Source organism: Streptomyces anulatus, from assembly GCF_014650675.1.
Classification (GTDB): domain Bacteria; phylum Actinomycetota; class Actinomycetes; order Streptomycetales; family Streptomycetaceae; genus Streptomyces; species Streptomyces anulatus.
Genome location: NZ_BMVK01000006.1, coordinates 346,917 through 364,094 on the forward strand (window position 1 = coordinate 346,917; position 17,178 = coordinate 364,094).

17 protein-coding genes are annotated in these 17,178 nt (G+C 72.1%); 8 read left to right on the forward strand and 9 right to left on the reverse strand.

The features are described 5' to 3' along the window. Nucleotides 1–30: 30 nt before the first annotated feature. Complete coding sequence (locus tag IE272_RS18005) at nucleotides 31–1,002, reverse strand: hypothetical protein (RefSeq protein WP_056703061.1); 972 nt, start codon at nucleotides 1,000–1,002, stop codon at nucleotides 31–33. A gap of 204 nt (nucleotides 1,003–1,206) precedes the next feature. On the opposite strand from IE272_RS18005, the gene IE272_RS18010 reads away from it, so the two are divergent. Beyond that, nucleotides 1,207–1,632, forward strand: coding sequence for an ASCH domain-containing protein (locus tag IE272_RS18010; protein WP_190007262.1), 426 nt, complete (start codon nucleotides 1,207–1,209; stop codon nucleotides 1,630–1,632). Between the two features lie 103 nt (nucleotides 1,633–1,735). Here IE272_RS18010 and IE272_RS18015 read toward each other — a convergent pair whose 3' ends face one another. Beyond that, nucleotides 1,736–3,394 (reverse strand): FAD-binding dehydrogenase, encoded by a 1,659-nt coding sequence (locus tag IE272_RS18015; protein ID WP_050359514.1) that lies wholly within the window; start codon nucleotides 3,392–3,394, stop codon nucleotides 1,736–1,738. Nucleotides 3,395–3,537: 143 nt separating this feature from the next. On the opposite strand from IE272_RS18015, the gene IE272_RS18020 reads away from it, so the two are divergent. From IE272_RS18020 to IE272_RS18030, 3 genes are all read left to right on the forward strand, one after another. After that, nucleotides 3,538–4,047, forward strand: coding sequence for an NUDIX domain-containing protein (locus IE272_RS18020; protein ID WP_098892606.1), 510 nt, complete (start codon nucleotides 3,538–3,540; stop codon nucleotides 4,045–4,047). Between the two features lie 97 nt (nucleotides 4,048–4,144). After that, nucleotides 4,145–4,540 (forward strand): YidH family protein, encoded by a 396-nt coding sequence (locus IE272_RS18025; RefSeq protein ID WP_006123424.1) that lies wholly within the window; start codon nucleotides 4,145–4,147, stop codon nucleotides 4,538–4,540. Continuing rightward, nucleotides 4,537–4,851, forward strand: coding sequence for a DUF202 domain-containing protein (locus IE272_RS18030; protein WP_050359516.1), 315 nt, complete (start codon nucleotides 4,537–4,539; stop codon nucleotides 4,849–4,851). The genes IE272_RS18025 and IE272_RS18030 overlap by 4 nt, the downstream gene beginning before the upstream one ends. Before the next feature lie 93 nt (nucleotides 4,852–4,944). On the opposite strand, the gene IE272_RS18035 is transcribed toward IE272_RS18030, so the two are convergent. The 5 genes from IE272_RS18035 to IE272_RS18055 form a co-directional block, all read right to left on the reverse strand. After that, nucleotides 4,945–5,880, reverse strand: a complete 936-nt coding sequence (locus IE272_RS18035; protein ID WP_050359517.1) for an NADP-dependent oxidoreductase — start codon at nucleotides 5,878–5,880, stop codon at nucleotides 4,945–4,947. A 66-nt stretch (nucleotides 5,881–5,946) separates the two neighbouring features. Next, on the reverse strand, nucleotides 5,947–7,236 hold the full coding sequence (locus tag IE272_RS18040; protein WP_190007263.1) for a glucarate dehydratase family protein: 1,290 nt from the start codon (nucleotides 7,234–7,236) through the stop codon (nucleotides 5,947–5,949). Nucleotides 7,237–7,306: 70 nt separating this feature from the next. After that, a complete protein-coding gene (locus tag IE272_RS18045) occupies nucleotides 7,307–9,034 on the reverse strand; it encodes a sensor histidine kinase (RefSeq protein ID WP_190007264.1) in 1,728 nt (575 codons plus the stop codon). A gap of 125 nt (nucleotides 9,035–9,159) precedes the next feature. Continuing rightward, complete coding sequence (locus tag IE272_RS18050; RefSeq protein WP_098892609.1) at nucleotides 9,160–9,966, reverse strand: ABC transporter permease; 807 nt, start codon at nucleotides 9,964–9,966, stop codon at nucleotides 9,160–9,162. Between the two features lie 2 nt (nucleotides 9,967–9,968). Then, entirely contained in the window at nucleotides 9,969–10,934 is a 966-nt protein-coding gene (locus tag IE272_RS18055; protein ID WP_190007265.1) for an ATP-binding cassette domain-containing protein, read from the reverse strand. Nucleotides 10,935–11,187: 253 nt separating this feature from the next. On the opposite strand from IE272_RS18055, the gene IE272_RS18060 reads away from it, so the two are divergent. From IE272_RS18060 to IE272_RS18075, 4 genes are all read left to right on the forward strand, one after another. Continuing rightward, nucleotides 11,188–11,925 (forward strand): response regulator, encoded by a 738-nt coding sequence (locus IE272_RS18060; protein ID WP_506555326.1) that lies wholly within the window; start codon nucleotides 11,188–11,190, stop codon nucleotides 11,923–11,925. 86 nt (nucleotides 11,926–12,011) lie between these two features. Next, on the forward strand, nucleotides 12,012–12,359 hold the full coding sequence (locus IE272_RS18065) for a VOC family protein (protein WP_057661772.1): 348 nt from the start codon (nucleotides 12,012–12,014) through the stop codon (nucleotides 12,357–12,359). Between the two features lie 210 nt (nucleotides 12,360–12,569). Further along, on the forward strand, nucleotides 12,570–13,592 hold the full coding sequence (locus IE272_RS18070; RefSeq protein ID WP_190007266.1) for a phosphotransferase family protein: 1,023 nt from the start codon (nucleotides 12,570–12,572) through the stop codon (nucleotides 13,590–13,592). A gap of 5 nt (nucleotides 13,593–13,597) precedes the next feature. Continuing rightward, nucleotides 13,598–14,812: an acyl-CoA dehydrogenase family protein gene (locus IE272_RS18075; RefSeq protein WP_190007267.1), complete on the forward strand. Its 1,215-nt coding sequence runs from the start codon at nucleotides 13,598–13,600 to the stop codon at nucleotides 14,810–14,812. Nucleotides 14,813–14,874: 62 nt separating this feature from the next. Here the strand turns inward: IE272_RS18075 and IE272_RS18080 are convergent, their stop codons facing one another. Continuing rightward, nucleotides 14,875–16,209, reverse strand: a complete 1,335-nt coding sequence (locus IE272_RS18080; protein WP_190007268.1) for a M28 family metallopeptidase — start codon at nucleotides 16,207–16,209, stop codon at nucleotides 14,875–14,877. A gap of 336 nt (nucleotides 16,210–16,545) precedes the next feature. Further along, complete coding sequence (locus tag IE272_RS18085) at nucleotides 16,546–17,139, reverse strand: TetR/AcrR family transcriptional regulator (protein ID WP_050359527.1); 594 nt, start codon at nucleotides 17,137–17,139, stop codon at nucleotides 16,546–16,548. Nucleotides 17,140–17,178 lie beyond the last annotated feature (39 nt).

Below are 17,178 nucleotides of genomic sequence, written 5' to 3' on the forward strand. Positions count from 1 at the left end.
TCCTGGTGGTGGGGTGGTGCCTTTCGTGGATCACGGGGTGCCGAGCGCGTAGGAGCGGGCGGCGACGAACGCGGCGTGCGGCTCCCGGCCCGTGTACGACCAGGGCGCGGCGGTGGCGTAGGAGCCGATGCGGTGGAAGAGGGCGGCGGCCTCGGCGGGCCGCCCCTCGCAGACCTTGGCGTGCGCCAGGAAGTTCAGGTCGAGACGGTGGCGCGGGTGGTCCTCGCGCTCCCATTCCAGCCACCAGTCGAAGGCGGCCTTCATCACCTGGCGGGCCCGGCGGCCGGACCAGTGCTCGGAGACCCCCGGGTCCTCGGACTCGATGCCGGCGGCGACCAGGACGCGGTAGCGCTCGGCGTGGGCGATGACCGGGAGCACGGCCAACGGGGAGTCGGCGGGGGCCAGTTCGGCGGCCCAGGCGGCGAAGTCGTACACCTCGTGGAGGGGGTCGTGGCCGCTCTCGGGGTTGCTCTCGGCCAGCAGAGCGGTCATCACATGGTGGGCGTGATGGTGGTCGGGGTGGCGGGAGCGCACCTCCTCGAAGAGCCTGCCGGTCTCGTCCGCCCCGTCGTCGCGGCCCCGGTCCAGGAGGAGCAGCGCCAGCCAGGGGGTGGGGTCGTCGGGGATGAGGCGGGCGGCGGCCAGGCAGGCCTCCCGGGCGCGGGCGGCGTCGTTCGCCTTGGCCTTGGGCCGTAGCGCGCGGGCGACCCGGGCGCAGCCGAGCAGGACGGCGGCGTCGGCGCTCTCGGGTTCGACGAGCAGCCAGTCACCGGCCCAGTCCACGGCGGACGGGGTCTCGGCGAGGGCCAGAAGTCGATGTCCGCGGCGGTCCCAGTCCCGCCCGGTGCCCACCAGCAGGGTGCGGGCCTCGGACCATCTGCCCTGAACGAACTGGCCGCGTGCGGCGATGAGTTCATCGTCGTCGAGGGCCGGGTCGAAGACGTGGTCCGAGCGGCTGCCCCGACGGCGGGAGCGGCCCAGGGGCGGCGGAGGCGGGGGCATGCCGCAGGCTTCTTTCGATGCGGTGTGCGAGCGGATGATCGCGCACAGCAAAGCGGCACGCAATGCTCCACGTCAAGGGGCGCCTAGTGTCAACTCTGTTCACTTTTTGGCTACTTGGCTGGAATTCATCCCGTCGGGCGGGGTGTTCGCACAGCGTGCGGCGGGGGCGGGGGGGCGCGGAGTGGCGCCTGACACACTGAGGACATGGAACCTCGCGAACCGCTCAGCCCCTTCCTTCTCGCCTTTCCCGGGCCGTTGCGCGATCAACTGGTCGCGGCGGTCCTCTCCGGCGAAAAGGTGTCCACCTCCGGGCTGTTGGCCGAGTACGAACGGGAGCAGGAAGAGCTTCCCCCGGTGGGCGAACGGTCCGCGCTGATCGACTCGGAGGGGCGGGAGGTGGCGTTGCTGGAGCTGACCGGCGTACGGGTGCTGCCGCTCGGGGAGGTGGATCTGCAGCATGCGCTCGACGAGGGCGAGGGATACCGGTCGGTGGCCGAGTGGCGGGCGGGGCACGAGCGGTTCTGGCACAGCGAGGAGATGCGGGAGGCGTTGGGGGATCCCGGGTTCACGGTGAACGACGCGACGCTGATCGTCGCGGAGCGGTTCCGGGTGGTCGAGCGGTTGGGGTGACTTCGGAGCTCCGCCCCGGACCCCGCTCCTCAATCGCCGGAGGGGCTTGAATTACCGGCCCCGCCCTCGATGGTCGGAAGGGGCGCGGCCCCGGTCGGCCGCGTTACGCCGTCGCTTCCGCCGCCGCCCTGCCCGCCGCCCTGCCGGAGAAGATGCAGCCGCCCAGGAACGTGCCCTCCAGGGAGCGGTAGCCGTGGACTCCGCCGCCGCCGAAGCCCGCGGCCTCGCCCGCCGCGTACAGGCCGGGGAGGGGGGCGCCGTCGGCGGTCAGGACGCGGGAGGACAGGTCCGTCTCCAGGCCGCCCAGGGACTTGCGGGTGAGGATGTTGAGGCGGACGGCGATCAGCGGGCCCGCCGCCGGGTCCAGGACGCGGTGCGGTTTCGCGGTGCGGATGAGGCGGTCGCCCAGATAGGCGCGGGCCCCGTGGATCGCGGTGACCTGGAGGTCCTTGGTGAAGGGGTTGGCGATCTCACGGTCGCGGGCGGTGATCTCGCGGCGCAGGCTCTCCTCGTCGATGAGGTCGTCGCCGGTGACCGCGTTCATGCCCCGGACCAGCGCGCCGAGGTCCTTCTCGACGACGAAGTCGACACCGTGGTCCATGAACGCCTTGACCGGCGCGGGCACGTCCGCGCGGGCCCGGCCGATCACGTCGCGGACCGACTTGCCGGTCAGGTCGGGGTTCTGCTCGGAGCCGGAGAGCGCGAACTCCTTGCCGATGATGCGCTGGTTGAGCACGAACCAGGTGTAGCCGTGGCCGGATCCCATGATGTGTTCGAGGGTGCCGAGCGTGTCGAAGCCCGGGAAGAGCGGGACCGGCAGCCGCTTGCCGCGCGCGTCCAGCCAGAGGGACGAGGGGCCGGGCAGGATCCGGATGCCGTGCCGCGCCCAGATCGGGTTCCAGTTCTCGATGCCTTCGGTGTAGTGCCACATCCGGTCGCGGTTGATGTGGTGCGCGCCCGCCTTCTCGGCGATGCCGAGCATCAGCCCGTCGACGTGCGCGGGCACCCCGGACAGCATCTTCCCGGGCGGGGTGCCCAGGCGCTCGGGCCACTGGGAGCGGACCAGGTCGTGGTTACCGCCGATGCCGCCGGAGGTGACGATCACCGCCTGGGCCTTCAGTTCGAAGGCACCGGCGACCTCCCGGCCGCTCGCGGTTCCGCGCTCGGCCCCGCTGGGCTCCAGGATCTCGCCGGTGACCGTGTCGAGCGCCCCGGCGGTACGGGCGAGGCCGGTGACCCGGTGGCGGAACCTCAGCTGGACGAGCCCCTTGGCGACGCCCGCGCGGACCCGCCGTTCGAAGGGGGCGACGACGCCGGGGCCGGTGCCCCAGGTGATGTGGAAGCGGGGTACGGAGTTCCCGTGGCCCATCGCGTCGTAGCCGCCGCGTTCCGCCCAACCGACGACCGGGAAGATTCGCAGCCCCTGCTGGTGCAGCCAGGAGCGCTTCTCGCCGGCGGCGAAGTCGACGTACGCCTCGGCCCACTTGCGCGGCCAGCGGTCCTCCTCCTCGCGGTCGAAGCCCGCCGTGCCGTACCAGTCCTGGAGGGCCAGCTCCCGGCTGTCCTTGATCCGCAGCCGGCGCTGTTCGGGCGAATCCACGAGGAAGAGGCCGCCGAAGGACCAGTGCGCCTGGCCGCCGATGGACTGCTCGGGCTCCTGGTCGAGGAGGATCACGGAACGGCCGGCGTCGACCAGTTCGGCGGTGGCCACGAGCCCGGCGAGTCCTGCCCCGATCACGATCACATCAGCGTCGTACGCCATGGCTTCCATCCTGTCGGGGTGGCTCGGGGGCGGGCGGGGAGGGCGGCCTGCCGGGTCGGCGAAGCGTTCAAGTTACCCGTGCGTCAGATCTTGGATACCCGCCGGGGCCACGTCAACCTTCCGGGTGCTGTTGGATGAAACGCATGACGCCCTCTGACGAGATTCTGGACATCGTCGACGAGAACGACGAGGTCATCGGGCAGGCTCCGCGTGGCGAGGCGACCGCGCGGAGGCTGCGGCACCGCTGTGTGTTCATCGAGGCGCGTGACGCCGACGGGCGGGTCTTCGTCCATCGGCGTACGCCCACGAAGCTGGTCTTCCCCTCGCACTACGACATGTTCGTCGGCGGGGTGGTGGGGGCGGGCGAGTCGTACGACGAGGCGGCGCTGCGCGAGGCGGAGGAGGAGCTGGGGGTCTCGGGGCTGCCTCGGCCCGAGCCGCTGTTCCGGTTCCTCTACGCCGACGCCGGGCACACCTGGTGGTCGGCGGTCTACCGGGTGCGGTGCGAGCTGCCGGTGGTCCCGCAGGTCGAGGAGGTCGCCTGGTACGCGTTCCTCGACGACGCGGAGCTGGAGCGGCGGCTCGGCGAGTGGTCCTGGGTGCCCGACGGCCTGGAGGCGTACCGGCGGCTGCGGGAGTTCCGGGCGGGATGACCGGCATGGACCGGCCCGAGCGGGGCCGGCCGGGCCTGACCGGGACCGGTCGAGCCTGACCGGGCCTGATCGGTAGGCACCCCCTAGGGTTCCAGGTGTGAACAAGATCGCGCAGAGCGTACGGCTGTGGTTCGCGCCGCAGCGGATCAGGGAAGAGGGCGACACCCCCGACTACCGGTTCTCGCTGGCCAACGAGCGGACGTTCCTCGCCTGGATCCGGACGGCTCTGGCCCTGATCGGCGGGGGGTTCGCCGTCGATCAGTTCCTGCCGGAGCTGGTGTGGGGCGTGCGGGCCGGGCTCGCGCTCGGGCTGCTGGCCGCCGGGGTGCTCTGCGCGCTGCGGGCGGTCAACCACTGGGTGCGGTGCGAGCGGGCGATGCGACGGGGCGAGGACCTGCCGGTGTCCCGGTTCCCGACCCTGCTGAGCCTCGTGGTCGCCGTCGTCGCGGTGGCGATGGTGGTGGTGGTCCTCTTCGGCTGGGAGGGCGTGTGACGGCGGCGGCGGACCGGGATCCCGGGCTGCAGCCCGAGCGGACGCGGCTGGCCTGGCGGCGTACGACGCTGTCCGCCACGGTCGTCGCGCTGCTCGCGGTGCGGCAGGCGCTGCACGGCGGGGCGACGCCGGCCGCGCTGATCGCGGTGTCGCTGAGCGCGCTGGCCTGGCTGGGGTTCCTGGTGGTGGCCCACCGCCGGATGCTGCGGATGGAGGCGGCGCGGCCGGAGCCGCTCGCCCCGCGCGGTGCGCTGACGGCGACGCTGTGCACGGTGGCGCTGGCGGTGTTCGCGGCGGCGATGCTGTTCTGAGAGCCGGGCCGGCCGAACCCGGGCCGGACGCGGGCGGCCGTGCTGTCCCGGGCCGGGCCCGGCACACGCGGCCGGCTGATCCCGGCGGGCTCCTCAGCCGTCCCAGTCCACCGTCACCACGATCTTGCCGCGGGTCCGCCCCTCCTGGTTGAGCCGGTACGCGTCGGCGGCCTGCTCCAGCGGGAACACCCGGTCCACATGGACGGTGACGATGCCCCGTTCGGCCAGTTCCGCGACCTGGGCCAGGTCGTCGGCGTCGGGGCGCACGAAGGCGTAACGGCCGCCGTAGGAGAAGACCTCGCCGTCCGCGATGGAGGCGAGCCGGCCGCCCGGGGCGAGGGTGTCGGCGGAGGCGCGCAGCGCGTCGCCGCCCACCGTGTCGAAGGAGGCGTCGAAGCCGTCCGGGACCAGTTCGCGCAGCCGGTCGACCAGGCCTTCGCCGTACTCCACGGGCTCCGCGCCGAGGCTGCGGAGGTGCTCGTGGTTGCGGGGGCTCGCGGTGCCGATCACCCGGCAGCCGGCGTGCCGGGCGATCTGGACGGCGATCGATCCGACGCCGCCGGCCGCCGCGTGGACCAGGACGGTGTCGCCGTCGCGGATCTTCAGGGTGCGGTGCAGCACCTGGTAGGCGGTCAGCCCGGCCAGCGGCAGGCCCGCGGCCTCCTCGAAGCTCAGGCTCAGGGGCTTGCGGGCGAGGGTGCGCACGGGGGCGGCGACGTACTCGGCGAACGTGCCCCGGGAGAGGAAGTCCTCGCGTACGTAGCCGATGACCTCGTCGCCCACCGCGAACTCGTCCACGGCGACGCCCGGTTGCACGACGACCCCGGAGACGTCCCAGCCGGGGATCACCGGGAAGACCGCTTCGAGTCCGCCCTGGAGGTAGCCCTCGCGGGCCTTCCAGTCGACCGGGTTGACGGCGGCGGCCCGTACCTTCACCAGGACCGTGTCGGGGCCGACCTTGGGGTCGGGCCGCTCGCCGTACTCCATGACGTCGGCGGAGCCGTACGCGCTGTAGCTGATCGCCTTCATCCCTCGACCTTCCGTGCAGGCCGGTGTTACCGCAACTCAAGGGGTACGGCCGGGGCCCACCCCCTCTCACCAGCGCGGGACCGCCGGTGTCGTCCACTCCGGGTCGGCGACGCGCATCGCCGCCGCGTCGTCGCGCTCACGGTGGGTCCCGTCGTCCTCCAGCCAGCGCCGGTGCAGGGCGGACAGGCGCTCGCGGTCCAGCTCGACGCCGAGGCCGGGGGCGTCGGAGACGGTCAGCCGGCCTCCGGTGAAGGCGTGGCGCTCGGTGATGACGTCCTCGGTCTGCCAGGGGTAGTGGCTGTCGCAGGCGTACGCGAGGTCCGGCACCGTGGCGGCGACCTGGGTCATCGCGGCGAGGCTGATGCCGAGGTGGGTGTTGGAGTGCATGGAGAGCCCGACGCCGAACGTGCGGCAGATGCCCGCCAGTTCCCGGGTGCGGTGCAGCCCGCCCCAGTAGTGGTGGTCGCTCAGGACGATCTGGACGGCGTCGCGGGCGAAGGCCTCGGGGACCTCGGCGAGGGTGGTGACGCACATGTTGGTGGCGAGCGGGACGTCGGTTCCGGCCGAGACGGCGGCCATGCCCTCCGTGCCGCTGGTGGGGTCCTCCAGGTATTCGAGGACGCCCTTCAGCTGCTCGGCGACGTACAGCGAGGTGGGGACGGACCAGGCGCCGTTCGGGTCCAGGCGCAGCGGGCGGCCCGGGAACGCCTCGGCCAGGGCGCGGATCGCGGCGATCTCCCGGTCGGGCTCGAAGACGCCGCCCTTGAGCTTGAACGAGCCGAAGCCGTAGGTGTCGGCGAAGCGCCGGGCCTGGGCGACGACGCCGGCCGGGTCGAGCGCGGCCCCCCAGTCGTCGGCCTCGCCCGCTCCGGGGTGGGCGGCCCAGCGGTAGAAGAGGTACGCGCTGTATTCGACGGAGTCGCGGACCTTGCCGCCGAGCAGGGCGTGCACCGGCAGGCCCTGCGCCTTGCCTAGGGCGTCCAGGCAGGCGACCTCGAAGGCGGAGACAACCGAGAGCCGGATCTTCCCGGTGTTCCTGACTCCGCGGAGTCCCCCGGCGTCGACCCGGTCGTCGGCCGCGCGCGAGTCGCCGCACACCTCCTCGGCCAGGGCGAACAGACCGTTCATATCCGTGACCGACCGGCCGGGGAGCGCCTCGGCGAGGGAACGTGCGGGCTCCAGGTAGGCGCCGTCGCCGTACGTCTCCCCCACGCCGGTCGTTCCACCCCGGGTGACGACCTCCACGATCAGGCGCGGGGTGTACGGCTGGTGGACGCCCTGCGTGTTCAGCAGGGGCGGATCGGCCACGAGGATCGGGGTGAGCCGGACGTCTTCGATCACCAGAGCTGTATTCATACGTGAACTCTATTCAGGGATGCGTTTTCCCGCCAGGCCCTCGCCTGCGCCGCCGGTGAGGCCGCGGGCGTCAGGGGCGGCCGGCGGGCACGGTGTCCTTCGTCAGCAGGGTGCCGCCGGACCAGCAGAGCCGGTAGAGGTCGACCTCGTCCAACAGGTCGCGGCCGGAACGGTAGAACTCGCAACGGGCGCCCGGCGGCCGGGGTGCGGAACGGGCGTGGTCGGGCGGGTAGGGGTAGGCGCGGGCCGGCAGCAGAAGGGCGAGTTCGGTGCGCGGCACGCCGGGGGTCAACTCGTCGTACCGGGAGGGCGGGAGCACGCTCGTCGTCAGTTGCCACGCCAGATAGACGGCGGACGGCACGAAGAAGACGGCCGCGACAACAGGTGCGACGAAGGCGAGGGCCGAGCGTCGACGGGCATCGCTCCGTACGGAGGCGAGCCGCTCGGCGGACTCCGGCAGGACCTCACCCAGGGCTGTATCCGGGTCCCCGGCCCTGATCGGGTCCGGGGCCATGCCCGGGTCCGGGCGGCGAGCGGTGCCGGTCGGCGACGCGGCCCCGTGGATCCCGGACGGCCTTCCGGGCGCCGTCACCGGTCCCGGCGCGGGCGTCCCGGTACGGGCGGCGGTCGTCGCCCGGTGCGGGAGCACGGCGGTGACGTGGAACCCGCCGCTGCCGGACCCGGTCCGCAAGGAGCCGCCGAGGACCGTCACGCGCTCCTGAAGGCCTATCAGCCCCCGGCCGACGCCGCTTGCCGGGCCTGCGCCCGCGTGCGCCGGTCCGCCGGCCGACGGGACGGCGTTCACGACGCTCACCCGCGTCCGGTCGGGCTCATGGGTGATCCGCACGCTGATCGAACAGTCCGGCGCGTGCTTCGTCGCGTTGGTGAGGGCCTCCTGCACCACCCGGTACATCCCGCGCTCGACCAGACAGGACAGGGGAGGCGACGCCCCGCGCCGCTCCCAGCGCACCGGCACTCCGGAGGCGGCCGCCCGTGAGAGGAGGTCCTCGACGGTGTCGTTGACCGGCAGGCCCGCGCCCGTGTCCCTGCCGGGCGGGTCCTGCAGGACCGCGACGGTCTCCCGGACCTGCTCCACCGCGTCCGCGATCGTCCCGCGCAGATCGGCGAGGTCGGCGCGGTCGCGGTCGGTGAGGTCGGGCGAGAGCTCCAGCGCCCCGGCGCGCAGGGCGACCAGGCTCAGGGCGTGACCGAGGGAATCGTGCATGTCGGCCGCGATCTCCGCTCGTTCGGTCAGCCGCGCCCGTTCCGCGACCAGATGCTGCCGCTCCTCCAGGCCGCGGGCCAACCGCCATCCCTCCCGTACGAGTTGGCGGCGACCGCGCCAATGCCGTCCCGCCAGCCAGGGCAGCAGCAGAGCCGCGGGCAGGACGGTCAGCGCGTAGAACCACCACACGGGCTGTGCCCGCAGCACGGCGCACGTCGCGAGATCGACCGCGGCGCACCCGGCGAGCACCAGGAGCGGGCGCCGCGCCTCGGCGACCCGGGCGCCGAGCAGACAGCTCAGGGCGGCCAGCGACAGGACATGGGCGTTGCCGGGAGTCGAGGCGTCGGCCAGGCCCATCACGCACAACCCGTTGACCAGCACGACGGCGGCCCCCGGTCGGCGGCGGGACCACGGCACGGCCACGGCCAGGACGGCCAGGGGGAGGACCAGGTCCAGCGTCAGGGACGCCGAACCCGCGTCCCAAAACCCGTAACCGGTGGCGGCGGCGAGCACCGTCCACAGAGCCGCGTCGCCGCGCGCGGACCTGGCTGAGGTGGTACGCGTGTTCAGCATGGCGCGTCGGCCGTCCTCCCGCTGGATGTCCTCACCTGTCAGGGGCAATTCTGTGGGGCGGGCCCGAACGCCCTGCGTGGGGGCGGGCCACGGCGAGGGCGTCCGGGACGTTTCCGCCGTCCTGTTCAGGCGTCCCGCCGTCGCAGCACGCAGAGACCGGCGACATGGGCGGCGACGGCCCACACCAGCAGGATCAGCACACTCACGGCGTCCGGGAACGGGGCTTCGCCGTCACCCAGCATGAAATATCCCCCCACGGTCTGCGGCATGTACGCGTTGATGGCCAGCAGCACCGGACCTCCCAGTCCGACCAGCATGCCGGGCAGCGCGGACACCACGAAGAAGATCATGGCCACGGCGCCGGCGGCCGTCCGCAGAGCGAACGACACCCCTACCGTCATCACGCAGATGAGCGCGGAGTACACGCCCATGGCGACGGTTTGGTACGCCACCTTCGACAGCTCGAATTCGGCGTGCCCCCGGAAGGGGCCCCAGGCCAGGGCGATGCCCAGCACGGCCCACACCATCGCGGTGACGAAGCCCACCAGGGCGCTCAGCAGCGCCTTGGCCAGCTGTACGCGGGGTCTGACCGGCACCCACAGCAGCGAGGTGCGCACGCTGTTCGTCGAGTATTCGCTCGTCACCGTCGTCATCGCCAGAATCACCAGGGCGAACTGGGTGAGGACGACCGAGGAGACCGACGCGTTGCCGACCGGCTGGAGCGGCTTGTCGTTGATCCGGGCGATCGACCCGTAGTAGTAGGTGAAGACCGCGGTCACGAGGAGGCCGGCGAGCAGGCAGACGTACGGTGTGCGGACGGTCCATAGTTTGGTCCACTCCGAGGTGAACGCGCCGACGAATCCGCCACCGGTGCGGTCGGAGCCCACACGGCCACGGGGGCCGTCGCTCGCTTCGGTCGATACGGTGCTCACGCTCATGCTCCGACTCCCCGTGTCTGCCCGGTACCCGTGCCGCCGGACACCGTGTCGCCCGTCTCGTACTCGACGCTCCGCGCGGTCAGTTCCATGTAGACCTGTTCCAGCGAGGCGGAGACGGTGCGCAGTTCGTGCAGCCGCAGTCCCAGCCGGTGGGCCAGGTCGCCCACCTGCTCGGCGCTGCGGCCCTTCACGACGAGCTCGTCGGCGGCGGGCGACTCCACGCTCACGGCGCCGTCCTTCAGGAGATGGCCGGTCAGCGTGCGCAGGTCTGCCGCGTCGGGGGTGCGCACCCGCACCGACGACAGCGAGCTGCCGGCCAACAGGTCGGCCATCGGGGTGTCGGCCAGGAGCTTCCCCCGCCCGATGATGACCAACCGGTCGGCGGTCAGCTGCATCTCGCTCATCAGGTGGCTGGACAGGAAGACCGTCCGGCCCTCCGCGGCCAGGGACCGCACGAGCTCACGCACCCAGCGGACACCGTCGGGGTCGAGGCCGTTGACCGGCTCGTCGAAGACGAGTACCCGCGGGTCGCCGAGCAGTGCGCCCGCCACGCCGAGCCGCTGGTACATGCCGAGGGAGAACGCCCCGGCGGAGCGCCGCGCCACCTTCGCCAGGCCGACCATCTCCAGCACCTCGTCCACCCGGCGCACCGGGATGCCGTTGCTGCGCGCCTGCGCCACGAGGTGGCCGCGGGCGGAGCGGGCCGGGTGCAGCGCCTTGGCGTCGAGGAGCGCGCCGACCTCGCGGACCGGGTGGCGCATCGATGCGTACGGCCTGCCGTCGATGAGCGCCTCGCCCCCGGAGGGATGGTCCAGGCCGAGAATCATGCGCATCGTGGTCGACTTGCCGGCGCCGTTGGGACCGAGGAAGCCGGTCACCAGACCACCCTTGACGTCCAGTGTCAGACCGTCGACGGCGACGGTCTCGCCGTAACGCTTGGTCAGTTCTCGAAGGGTGATCACAGAGCTCCTCGGTGCCGGTCGTGGAACGCGGAAGTCGGCGGCGGCGCGCCCACGGGCCGGCCCGTGATGCTCGGCTCCGGAGCGGGGGCCGCCGCGATTCCTGTACGAAAGCGACGCTAGAAGTCCGCGGCGGCCATGCCCATCGGTCGAACGGCAGCGGCGTCCTGCCGTTCGTCGGGGGCGCACCCGGCCTCCGGGCTGATCCGCGCCGCCCAGCGTTCGCACGGCCCCACTTCGGCCGTAGGCTCGCCGCGTGGAAGAGACGACACCGGGCAGTCGCCCGGTCCGGGTGCTGATCGCCGACGACGAAGCGATGATCCGGGCGGGGGTGCGGGCCATCCTGGCCCGGGACCCGCACGTCGAGGTGGTCGCCGAGGCGAGCGACGGGCACGAGGCCATCGCGCTCACCCGCGTGCACCGGCCGGACGTGGTCCTGCTGGACATCCAGATGCCCGGCCTGGACGGGCTCACGGCAGCGGCGCGGCTCCACCGGGAATCAGCGGAGGTGGGAGTGATCATGCTGACGACCTTCGGTCAGGACGCGTACGTCACCCGCGCCCTGGAAGAGGGGGCCGACGGCTTCCTGCTGAAGGCGGACGATCCGAGAGAACTCCTCAACGGCGTACGGGCGGTGGGAGCCGGCGGGGCCTACCTGTCCCCGCGGGTGGCCGGCCGGGTCATCGCGGGGATGCGCGCACACCGGGCGGCACACCCCCACCGCCCCCTGGAGCGGCTCACGGAACGGGAGCGGGAGGTGCTGGCCGGACTGGGGACGGGCCTGTCCAACGCGGAGATCGCGAGCCGGCTGCACCTCGTCGAGGGCACGGTGAAGGCACACGTCAGCGCGGTGCTCGCGAAGCTAGGCGCACGCAACCGGGTGGAGGCGGCCATCTCCGCGTATGAAGCCGGCCTGGTTCCACCGGTCGGCGGCGGTGATGACGCCACGGTGGTCGTCGAATCCCGTGGCCGGGCTCCCCGCTTCGGTGAGTAAGGGGTGTCGACGCGCGATGAGTTCTGTCGCCTCGGGCAGTCCCGAGGAGGAGACACCAAACCTCCGCTCGAACAAAGGTGGCATTCATGGACATCGTCCGCGTATTGATGGTTGCGCCCGTGGGAAACGTGGAGACCGCGGTGGTCTGGTACGAGAAGTTGCTGGGCCGTCCGGCGGACAACCGGCCGATGCCGTCGCTGGCGGATTGGCATCTCTCCACAGGGGGCCGGCTCTCGGTCTTCGAGGACGCCGAGCGTGCCGGTTCGACGCTCCTCAATCTGGAGGTTCCCGATCTGGACGAGGCCCTGGCGCAGCTCAAGGAACGCGGTCTGACCGCGGGGCCGGTGCAGGCCGGCGGTACGCGCACCCGGTTCGCCGCCCTGGAAGACCCGGACGGCAACCGGGTCACCCTGCTGGAGAACCCCGCGATCTGACTTCTCCGACAGCACACCCCGTAGGCCGGCGTCGGCGGCAGGAGCCCCGGGCGCCGGCCGACGCCGTCCACCACGGCCCCGGACAGTGCGCACGGTCACACGGCTCCGCACCGTCGGATCGCGGGAGGGCACTGGACGACATACCGACTGGTCGGCATCATGGTTCCCGATCACCCAGTCGCCTCGTCCCGCCGCCCGGAGGTACGCACCATGAGCCCAGTCCCCCCACCAGGTCTCGACCCGGAGCTGCTGCGCCGCCACCTCGACCGGGAACGGCCGGGGCTGGTGAGCGGACCCCTCGAAGCGCGGCTGATCGAGGGCGGCCGCTCGAACCTCACGTACACCGTCAGCGACGGGACGGGCCGGTGGGTGGTGCGCAGGCCTCCGCTCGGCCATGTGCTGGCCACCGCGCACGACATGACGCGCGAGCACCGCGTGATCAGCGGCCTGTACCCCACCGCCGTACCCGTGCCGGAGCCGCTGCTGCTCTGCGAGGACGACAGCGTGATCGGCGCCCCGTTCTATGTGATGGAGTACGTCGAGGGCACCCCGTACCGCACCGCCGAACAGCTCGCCCCGCTGGGCCCCGAGCGCACCCGGGCGGCGGTCCTCGGGCTCGTCGACACCCTGGTCGACCTGCACGCCGTGGACCCGGGGGCGGTGGGGCTCGGGGACTTCGGGCGGCCCGACGGCTTCCTGGACCGGCAGTTGCGGCGCTGGGGCAAGCAGTTGGACGCCTCCCGCAACCGTGATCTGGCGGGCATCGACGAGCTGCACGCCTCCCTCGGCCGGGAGCTGCCCTCCTCCCCCGCACCCACCGTCGTCCACGGCGACTACCGCCTGGACAACGTGCTGCTCGGCTCCGACGACCGGATCAAGGCGGTCCTCGACTGGGAGATGTCCACGCTCGGCGATCCGCTGACCGACCTCGGGCTGCTCGTGATGTACAGCTCCGACCTCGACCTGCCGAAATCGCCCGTCTCCACCACCAGCGGCGCGGCCGGGCATCCGTCGCCCGCCGAGCTGATCGAGCGCTACGCGGCCCGCTCGGGCCGGGACACCTCCGCCATCTCCTGGTACACCGCGTTCGCGTGGTTCAAGCTCGCCGTGATCCTGGAGGGCATCCACTACCGCTACACCCTCGGCCAGACCGTCGGCGCGGGCTTCGACCGGATCGGCGATCTGGTCCCCGTCTTCATCGAGCACGGCCTCACCACCCTCCAGGAAGGCTGAACCCCATGGACTTCGCATTCGACGCCCGTACCGAGGAGCTGCGGAGCAGGCTGCTCGCGTTCATGGACGAGCACGTGTATCCGGCCGAGCAGGTCGCCGAGGAGCAGCGGGCGCTCCTCGCCTCCCCGTGGGACACCCCGGCGATCGTGGGCGAACTGAAGGCCGAGGCGCGGCGGCAGGGGCTGTGGAACCTCTTCCTGCCCGACGCGGAGTACGGGGCGGGGCTGACGAACCTCCAGTACGCCCCGCTCGCGGAGATCACCGGACGCTCCCCGCATCTCGCACCGACCGCGCTGAACTGCGCGGCCCCGGACACCGGGAACATGGAGGTGCTCTTCCAGTTCGCCACGGACGAGCAGAAGAAGCAGTGGCTGGAGCCGCTGCTCGCCGGGGAGATCCGCTCCGCGTTCGCGATGACGGAGCCGGACGTGGCGTCCTCGGACGCGACGAACATCGAGACCCGGATCGTCCGGGACGGCGACTCGTACGTCATCAACGGCCGCAAGTGGTACATCTCCGGGGCGATGAACCCCGACTGCGCGGTCTTCATCGTGATGGGCAAGACCGACCCGGACGGCGCCGACATCCGCCGTCAGCAGTCGATGATCCTGGTGCCGCGCGACACCCCGGGGCTCGAAGTGCGGCGCGCCATGCGGGTGTACGGGTACGAGGACCACTCGCACGGCGGCCACGCCGAGGTGGTCTTCCACGACGTACGGGTGCCCGCGGCCAACCTGATCGGTGAGGAGGGCGGCGGCTTCGCCATCGCTCAGGCTCGGCTGGGTCCGGGGCGGATCCACCACTGCATGCGGCTGATCGGGATGGCGGAGCGGGCCATCGAGCTGATGTGCCGCCGGGCCGTGGCGCGTACGGCGTTCGGCAAGCCACTCGCCCAGCAGGGCGTCGTGCAGAACTGGATCGCGGACGCCCGGGTCACGGTGGAGCAGCTGCGGCTGCTGGTGCTGAAGACGGCCTGGCTGATGGACACCGTGGGCAACAAGGGCGCGCACACCGAGATCCAGGCCATCAAGATCGCCACCCCGCGCGCGGTGGTGGACATCCTGGACTCCGCGGTGCAGCTGTACGGCGCGGGCGGGGTGAGCCAGGACTTCCCGCTGGCGGAGCTGTGGGCCTCGGCGCGGACGCTGCGGCTGGCGGACGGGCCGGACGAGGTGCACCAGCGGTCGCTGGCCCGGCGGGAGATCAAGCGGTACGTGTGAGCCGCGAGCGGCCCCCTCCCGAGGTGCTCTTCGGGAGGGGGCCGCTGCCGGGCGGTCGACGGTCAGAAGGTGAGCTTCCAGCTGTCGATGTAGCCGGTGTCCTGCCGGGCGACGTCCTGGACGCGGAGCTTCCAGGAGCCGTTGGCCACCTCGGCGGCGGCGTTGACCGTGTACGTCGTGATGACGTTGTCGGCCGAGTCGCCGCTGCTGGAGTTCTTCAGCCGGTACGCGGTGCCGTCCGGGGCCACCAGGTCGACGACCAGGTCGCCGCGCCAGGTGTGCTTGATGTCGACGCCGACCTGGAGGGCGGCCGGGGCGTTGCCGGTCCGTCCGGTGACCGCGACCGGCGAGGTCACCGCCGCTCCCCCGTCCGGGATGGCGACGTCGGCGGTGTTGCTGAACACGCCCTCGCCGGTGGGCGGTTCGCCGGCGGCGGACAGGGTCCAGATGGCGTGTGCGGCGGCGTCGCTGTTGCGGTCCAGGGCGGTGTCGTTGATGTTGCTCGTGGTGTCGCAGGACGAGTGGTAGCAGCGGTCGAAGGCCTGCCCCGCGGTCCCGCCCCACTTCTGCGCCTGGGCGGCGGACTTGGTGTAGCCGGCGCCGGTGAAGAGTCCGCCGACGGGGACGCCGACGTTCTTGAACGGGGCGTGGTCGGAGCGGCCGTCGCCCTCGGTCTCGATCTCGGTCGGGATCGACAGGCCGGCGAAGTAGTCCTTGAAGGTCTTCTCGATGACCGGGTCGTCGTCGTAGACGAAGTAGCCGGCGTTGGGTGAGCCGATCATGTCGAAGTTGAGATAGCCGGAGAGCTTGGAGCGCTCGGTGGACGGCAGGTTGTTGACGTAGTACTTCGATCCGATCAGGCCCAGCTCCTCGGCGCCCCACCAGGCGAACCGCAGGTGCTTGTCGGGCTGGTACTGGGCGCGGGAGACGGCGAGAGCGGTCTCCAGCACGCCGGCCGAGCCGGAGCCGTTGTCGTTGATCCCGGCGCCGGAGGAGACCGAGTCGAGGTGGGCCCCGGCCATCAGGACCTTGTTCGGGTCGCCGCCGGGCCAGTCGGCTATCAGGTTGTAGCCGGTGGCTCCGCCGGAGGTGAACTGCTGGAGCGTGGTGGTGTATCCGGCCGCGTCGAGCTTGGCCTTCACATAGTCGACGGACGCCTTGTAGCCGGGGCGGCCGTGGGCGCGGTTGCCGCCGTTGTTCGCGGCGATCGTCGAGAGCTGTGTGAGGTGGGCCTTGACGTTGGCCAGGGGGATGTCGGGCGCCGCCGCGGCGGCCGCCGCCGGTGCCGGCTCGCCGGCGGCCTGGGCGGCCGGTGCTCCGGCCGCGAGGACGGCGGCGAGGGGGACGGCCAGGGCGGCCGCCGGGGATCTGCGCAGGGTGAAACGGTTCGGTCTCATTCACGGGCTCCGGATTCCGTTGGGGACTGACGGAACGTGCGGGGGGTCCCCGGCCGTGTGGTGATCCGGCCGGGTCCTGGAGCGTGGGCCCAGGGGCCCAGAGGTGCGCAATGCGTGACCGATGCTCAAGGAAGTGACCGTGCTCCGTCAAGAGCGGAAACCGGACAGAACCGTTCTATTAACGAACAGTGCTGTGCCCATGAACCCTGGCGCCTCATCGGGAGGCAGGACATACGTCATATATCCAGACTCACCCCGACCGGCGGAGCGGGCCAGTGGATGGCCCGGGCCCCGCTCCGGAGCGATGCGGGTGCCGGGGGCCGGGGCGCCGGTGCGTTACGGGCGCAGGGCCCGTAGCAGCAGGTCCGCGAGGTGGTCGGCGACCTCCTGGCGGCTGAGCGGGCCGTCCGGGCGGTACCAGGTGGAGAGGTGGTGGACCGAGCCGAAGTGGTAGTCGACGACCAGGTCGGCGGGGGTGGCCGAGGAGAACACGCCGCTGCGCTGGCCCTCCTCGATCAGGGCCCGGAAGCGCTCGTGGTACCGGCGGCGCTCGACGCGCACCTGCTTGTTCTTCTCGGGGCTCAGGTGGTGCATGGAGCGGAAGAAGATCGCCGCGTCGTCCAGGTTGTCGATGGTCGTGACGACCACGTCGGCCGCCGCGTCGCGCAGTCGCTGCTCGATGGGCGCCTCGGCGTCCGCGAAGGCGTCCAGCCGCTCCTGCTGGAGCCGCAGCACCCGGGCGTAGACCTCCTGGAGCAGGTCTTCCTTGGAGCCGAAGTAGTGGTAGAGCGCCCCCTTGGTGACGCCCGCCGCCTCGACGATCTCCTGGACCGAGGTGCGGTCGTACCCGCGCTCGGCGAAGAGCCGGGTGGCGGCGGCCAGCAGCCTCTGAGGGACAGGAGCGCCGTTCTGATCCGTCGCCTTGGCCATGAGCCGCCACCTTCCTTTCGTACCGTGCGTGCGCTGTTT

Bases quoted from the DNA above. Each gene is read 5' to 3' on its own strand.
- IE272_RS18035 (WP_050359517.1), bottom strand. From the start codon at position 5,880: ATGAAGGCGATCAGCTACAGCGCGTACGGCTCCGCCGACGTCATGGAG.
- IE272_RS18020 (WP_098892606.1), top strand. From the start codon at position 3,538: ATGACGCCCTCTGACGAGATTCTGGACATCGTCGACGAGAACGACGAG.
- IE272_RS18070 (WP_190007266.1), top strand. From the start codon at position 12,570: ATGAGCCCAGTCCCCCCACCAGGTCTCGACCCGGAGCTGCTGCGCCGC.
- IE272_RS18075 (WP_190007267.1), top strand. From the start codon at position 13,598: ATGGACTTCGCATTCGACGCCCGTACCGAGGAGCTGCGGAGCAGGCTG.
- IE272_RS18005 (WP_056703061.1), bottom strand. From the start codon at position 1,002: ATGCCCCCGCCTCCGCCGCCCCTGGGCCGCTCCCGCCGTCGGGGCAGC.
- IE272_RS18015 (WP_050359514.1), bottom strand. From the start codon at position 3,394: ATGGCGTACGACGCTGATGTGATCGTGATCGGGGCAGGACTCGCCGGG.
- IE272_RS18045 (WP_190007264.1), bottom strand. From the start codon at position 9,034: ATGCTGAACACGCGTACCACCTCAGCCAGGTCCGCGCGCGGCGACGCG.
- IE272_RS18080 (WP_190007268.1), bottom strand. From the start codon at position 16,209: ATGAGACCGAACCGTTTCACCCTGCGCAGATCCCCGGCGGCCGCCCTG.
- IE272_RS18085 (WP_050359527.1), bottom strand. From the start codon at position 17,139: ATGGCCAAGGCGACGGATCAGAACGGCGCTCCTGTCCCTCAGAGGCTG.
- IE272_RS18040 (WP_190007263.1), bottom strand. From the start codon at position 7,236: ATGAATACAGCTCTGGTGATCGAAGACGTCCGGCTCACCCCGATCCTC.
- IE272_RS18010 (WP_190007262.1), top strand. From the start codon at position 1,207: ATGGAACCTCGCGAACCGCTCAGCCCCTTCCTTCTCGCCTTTCCCGGG.
- IE272_RS18065 (WP_057661772.1), top strand. From the start codon at position 12,012: ATGGACATCGTCCGCGTATTGATGGTTGCGCCCGTGGGAAACGTGGAG.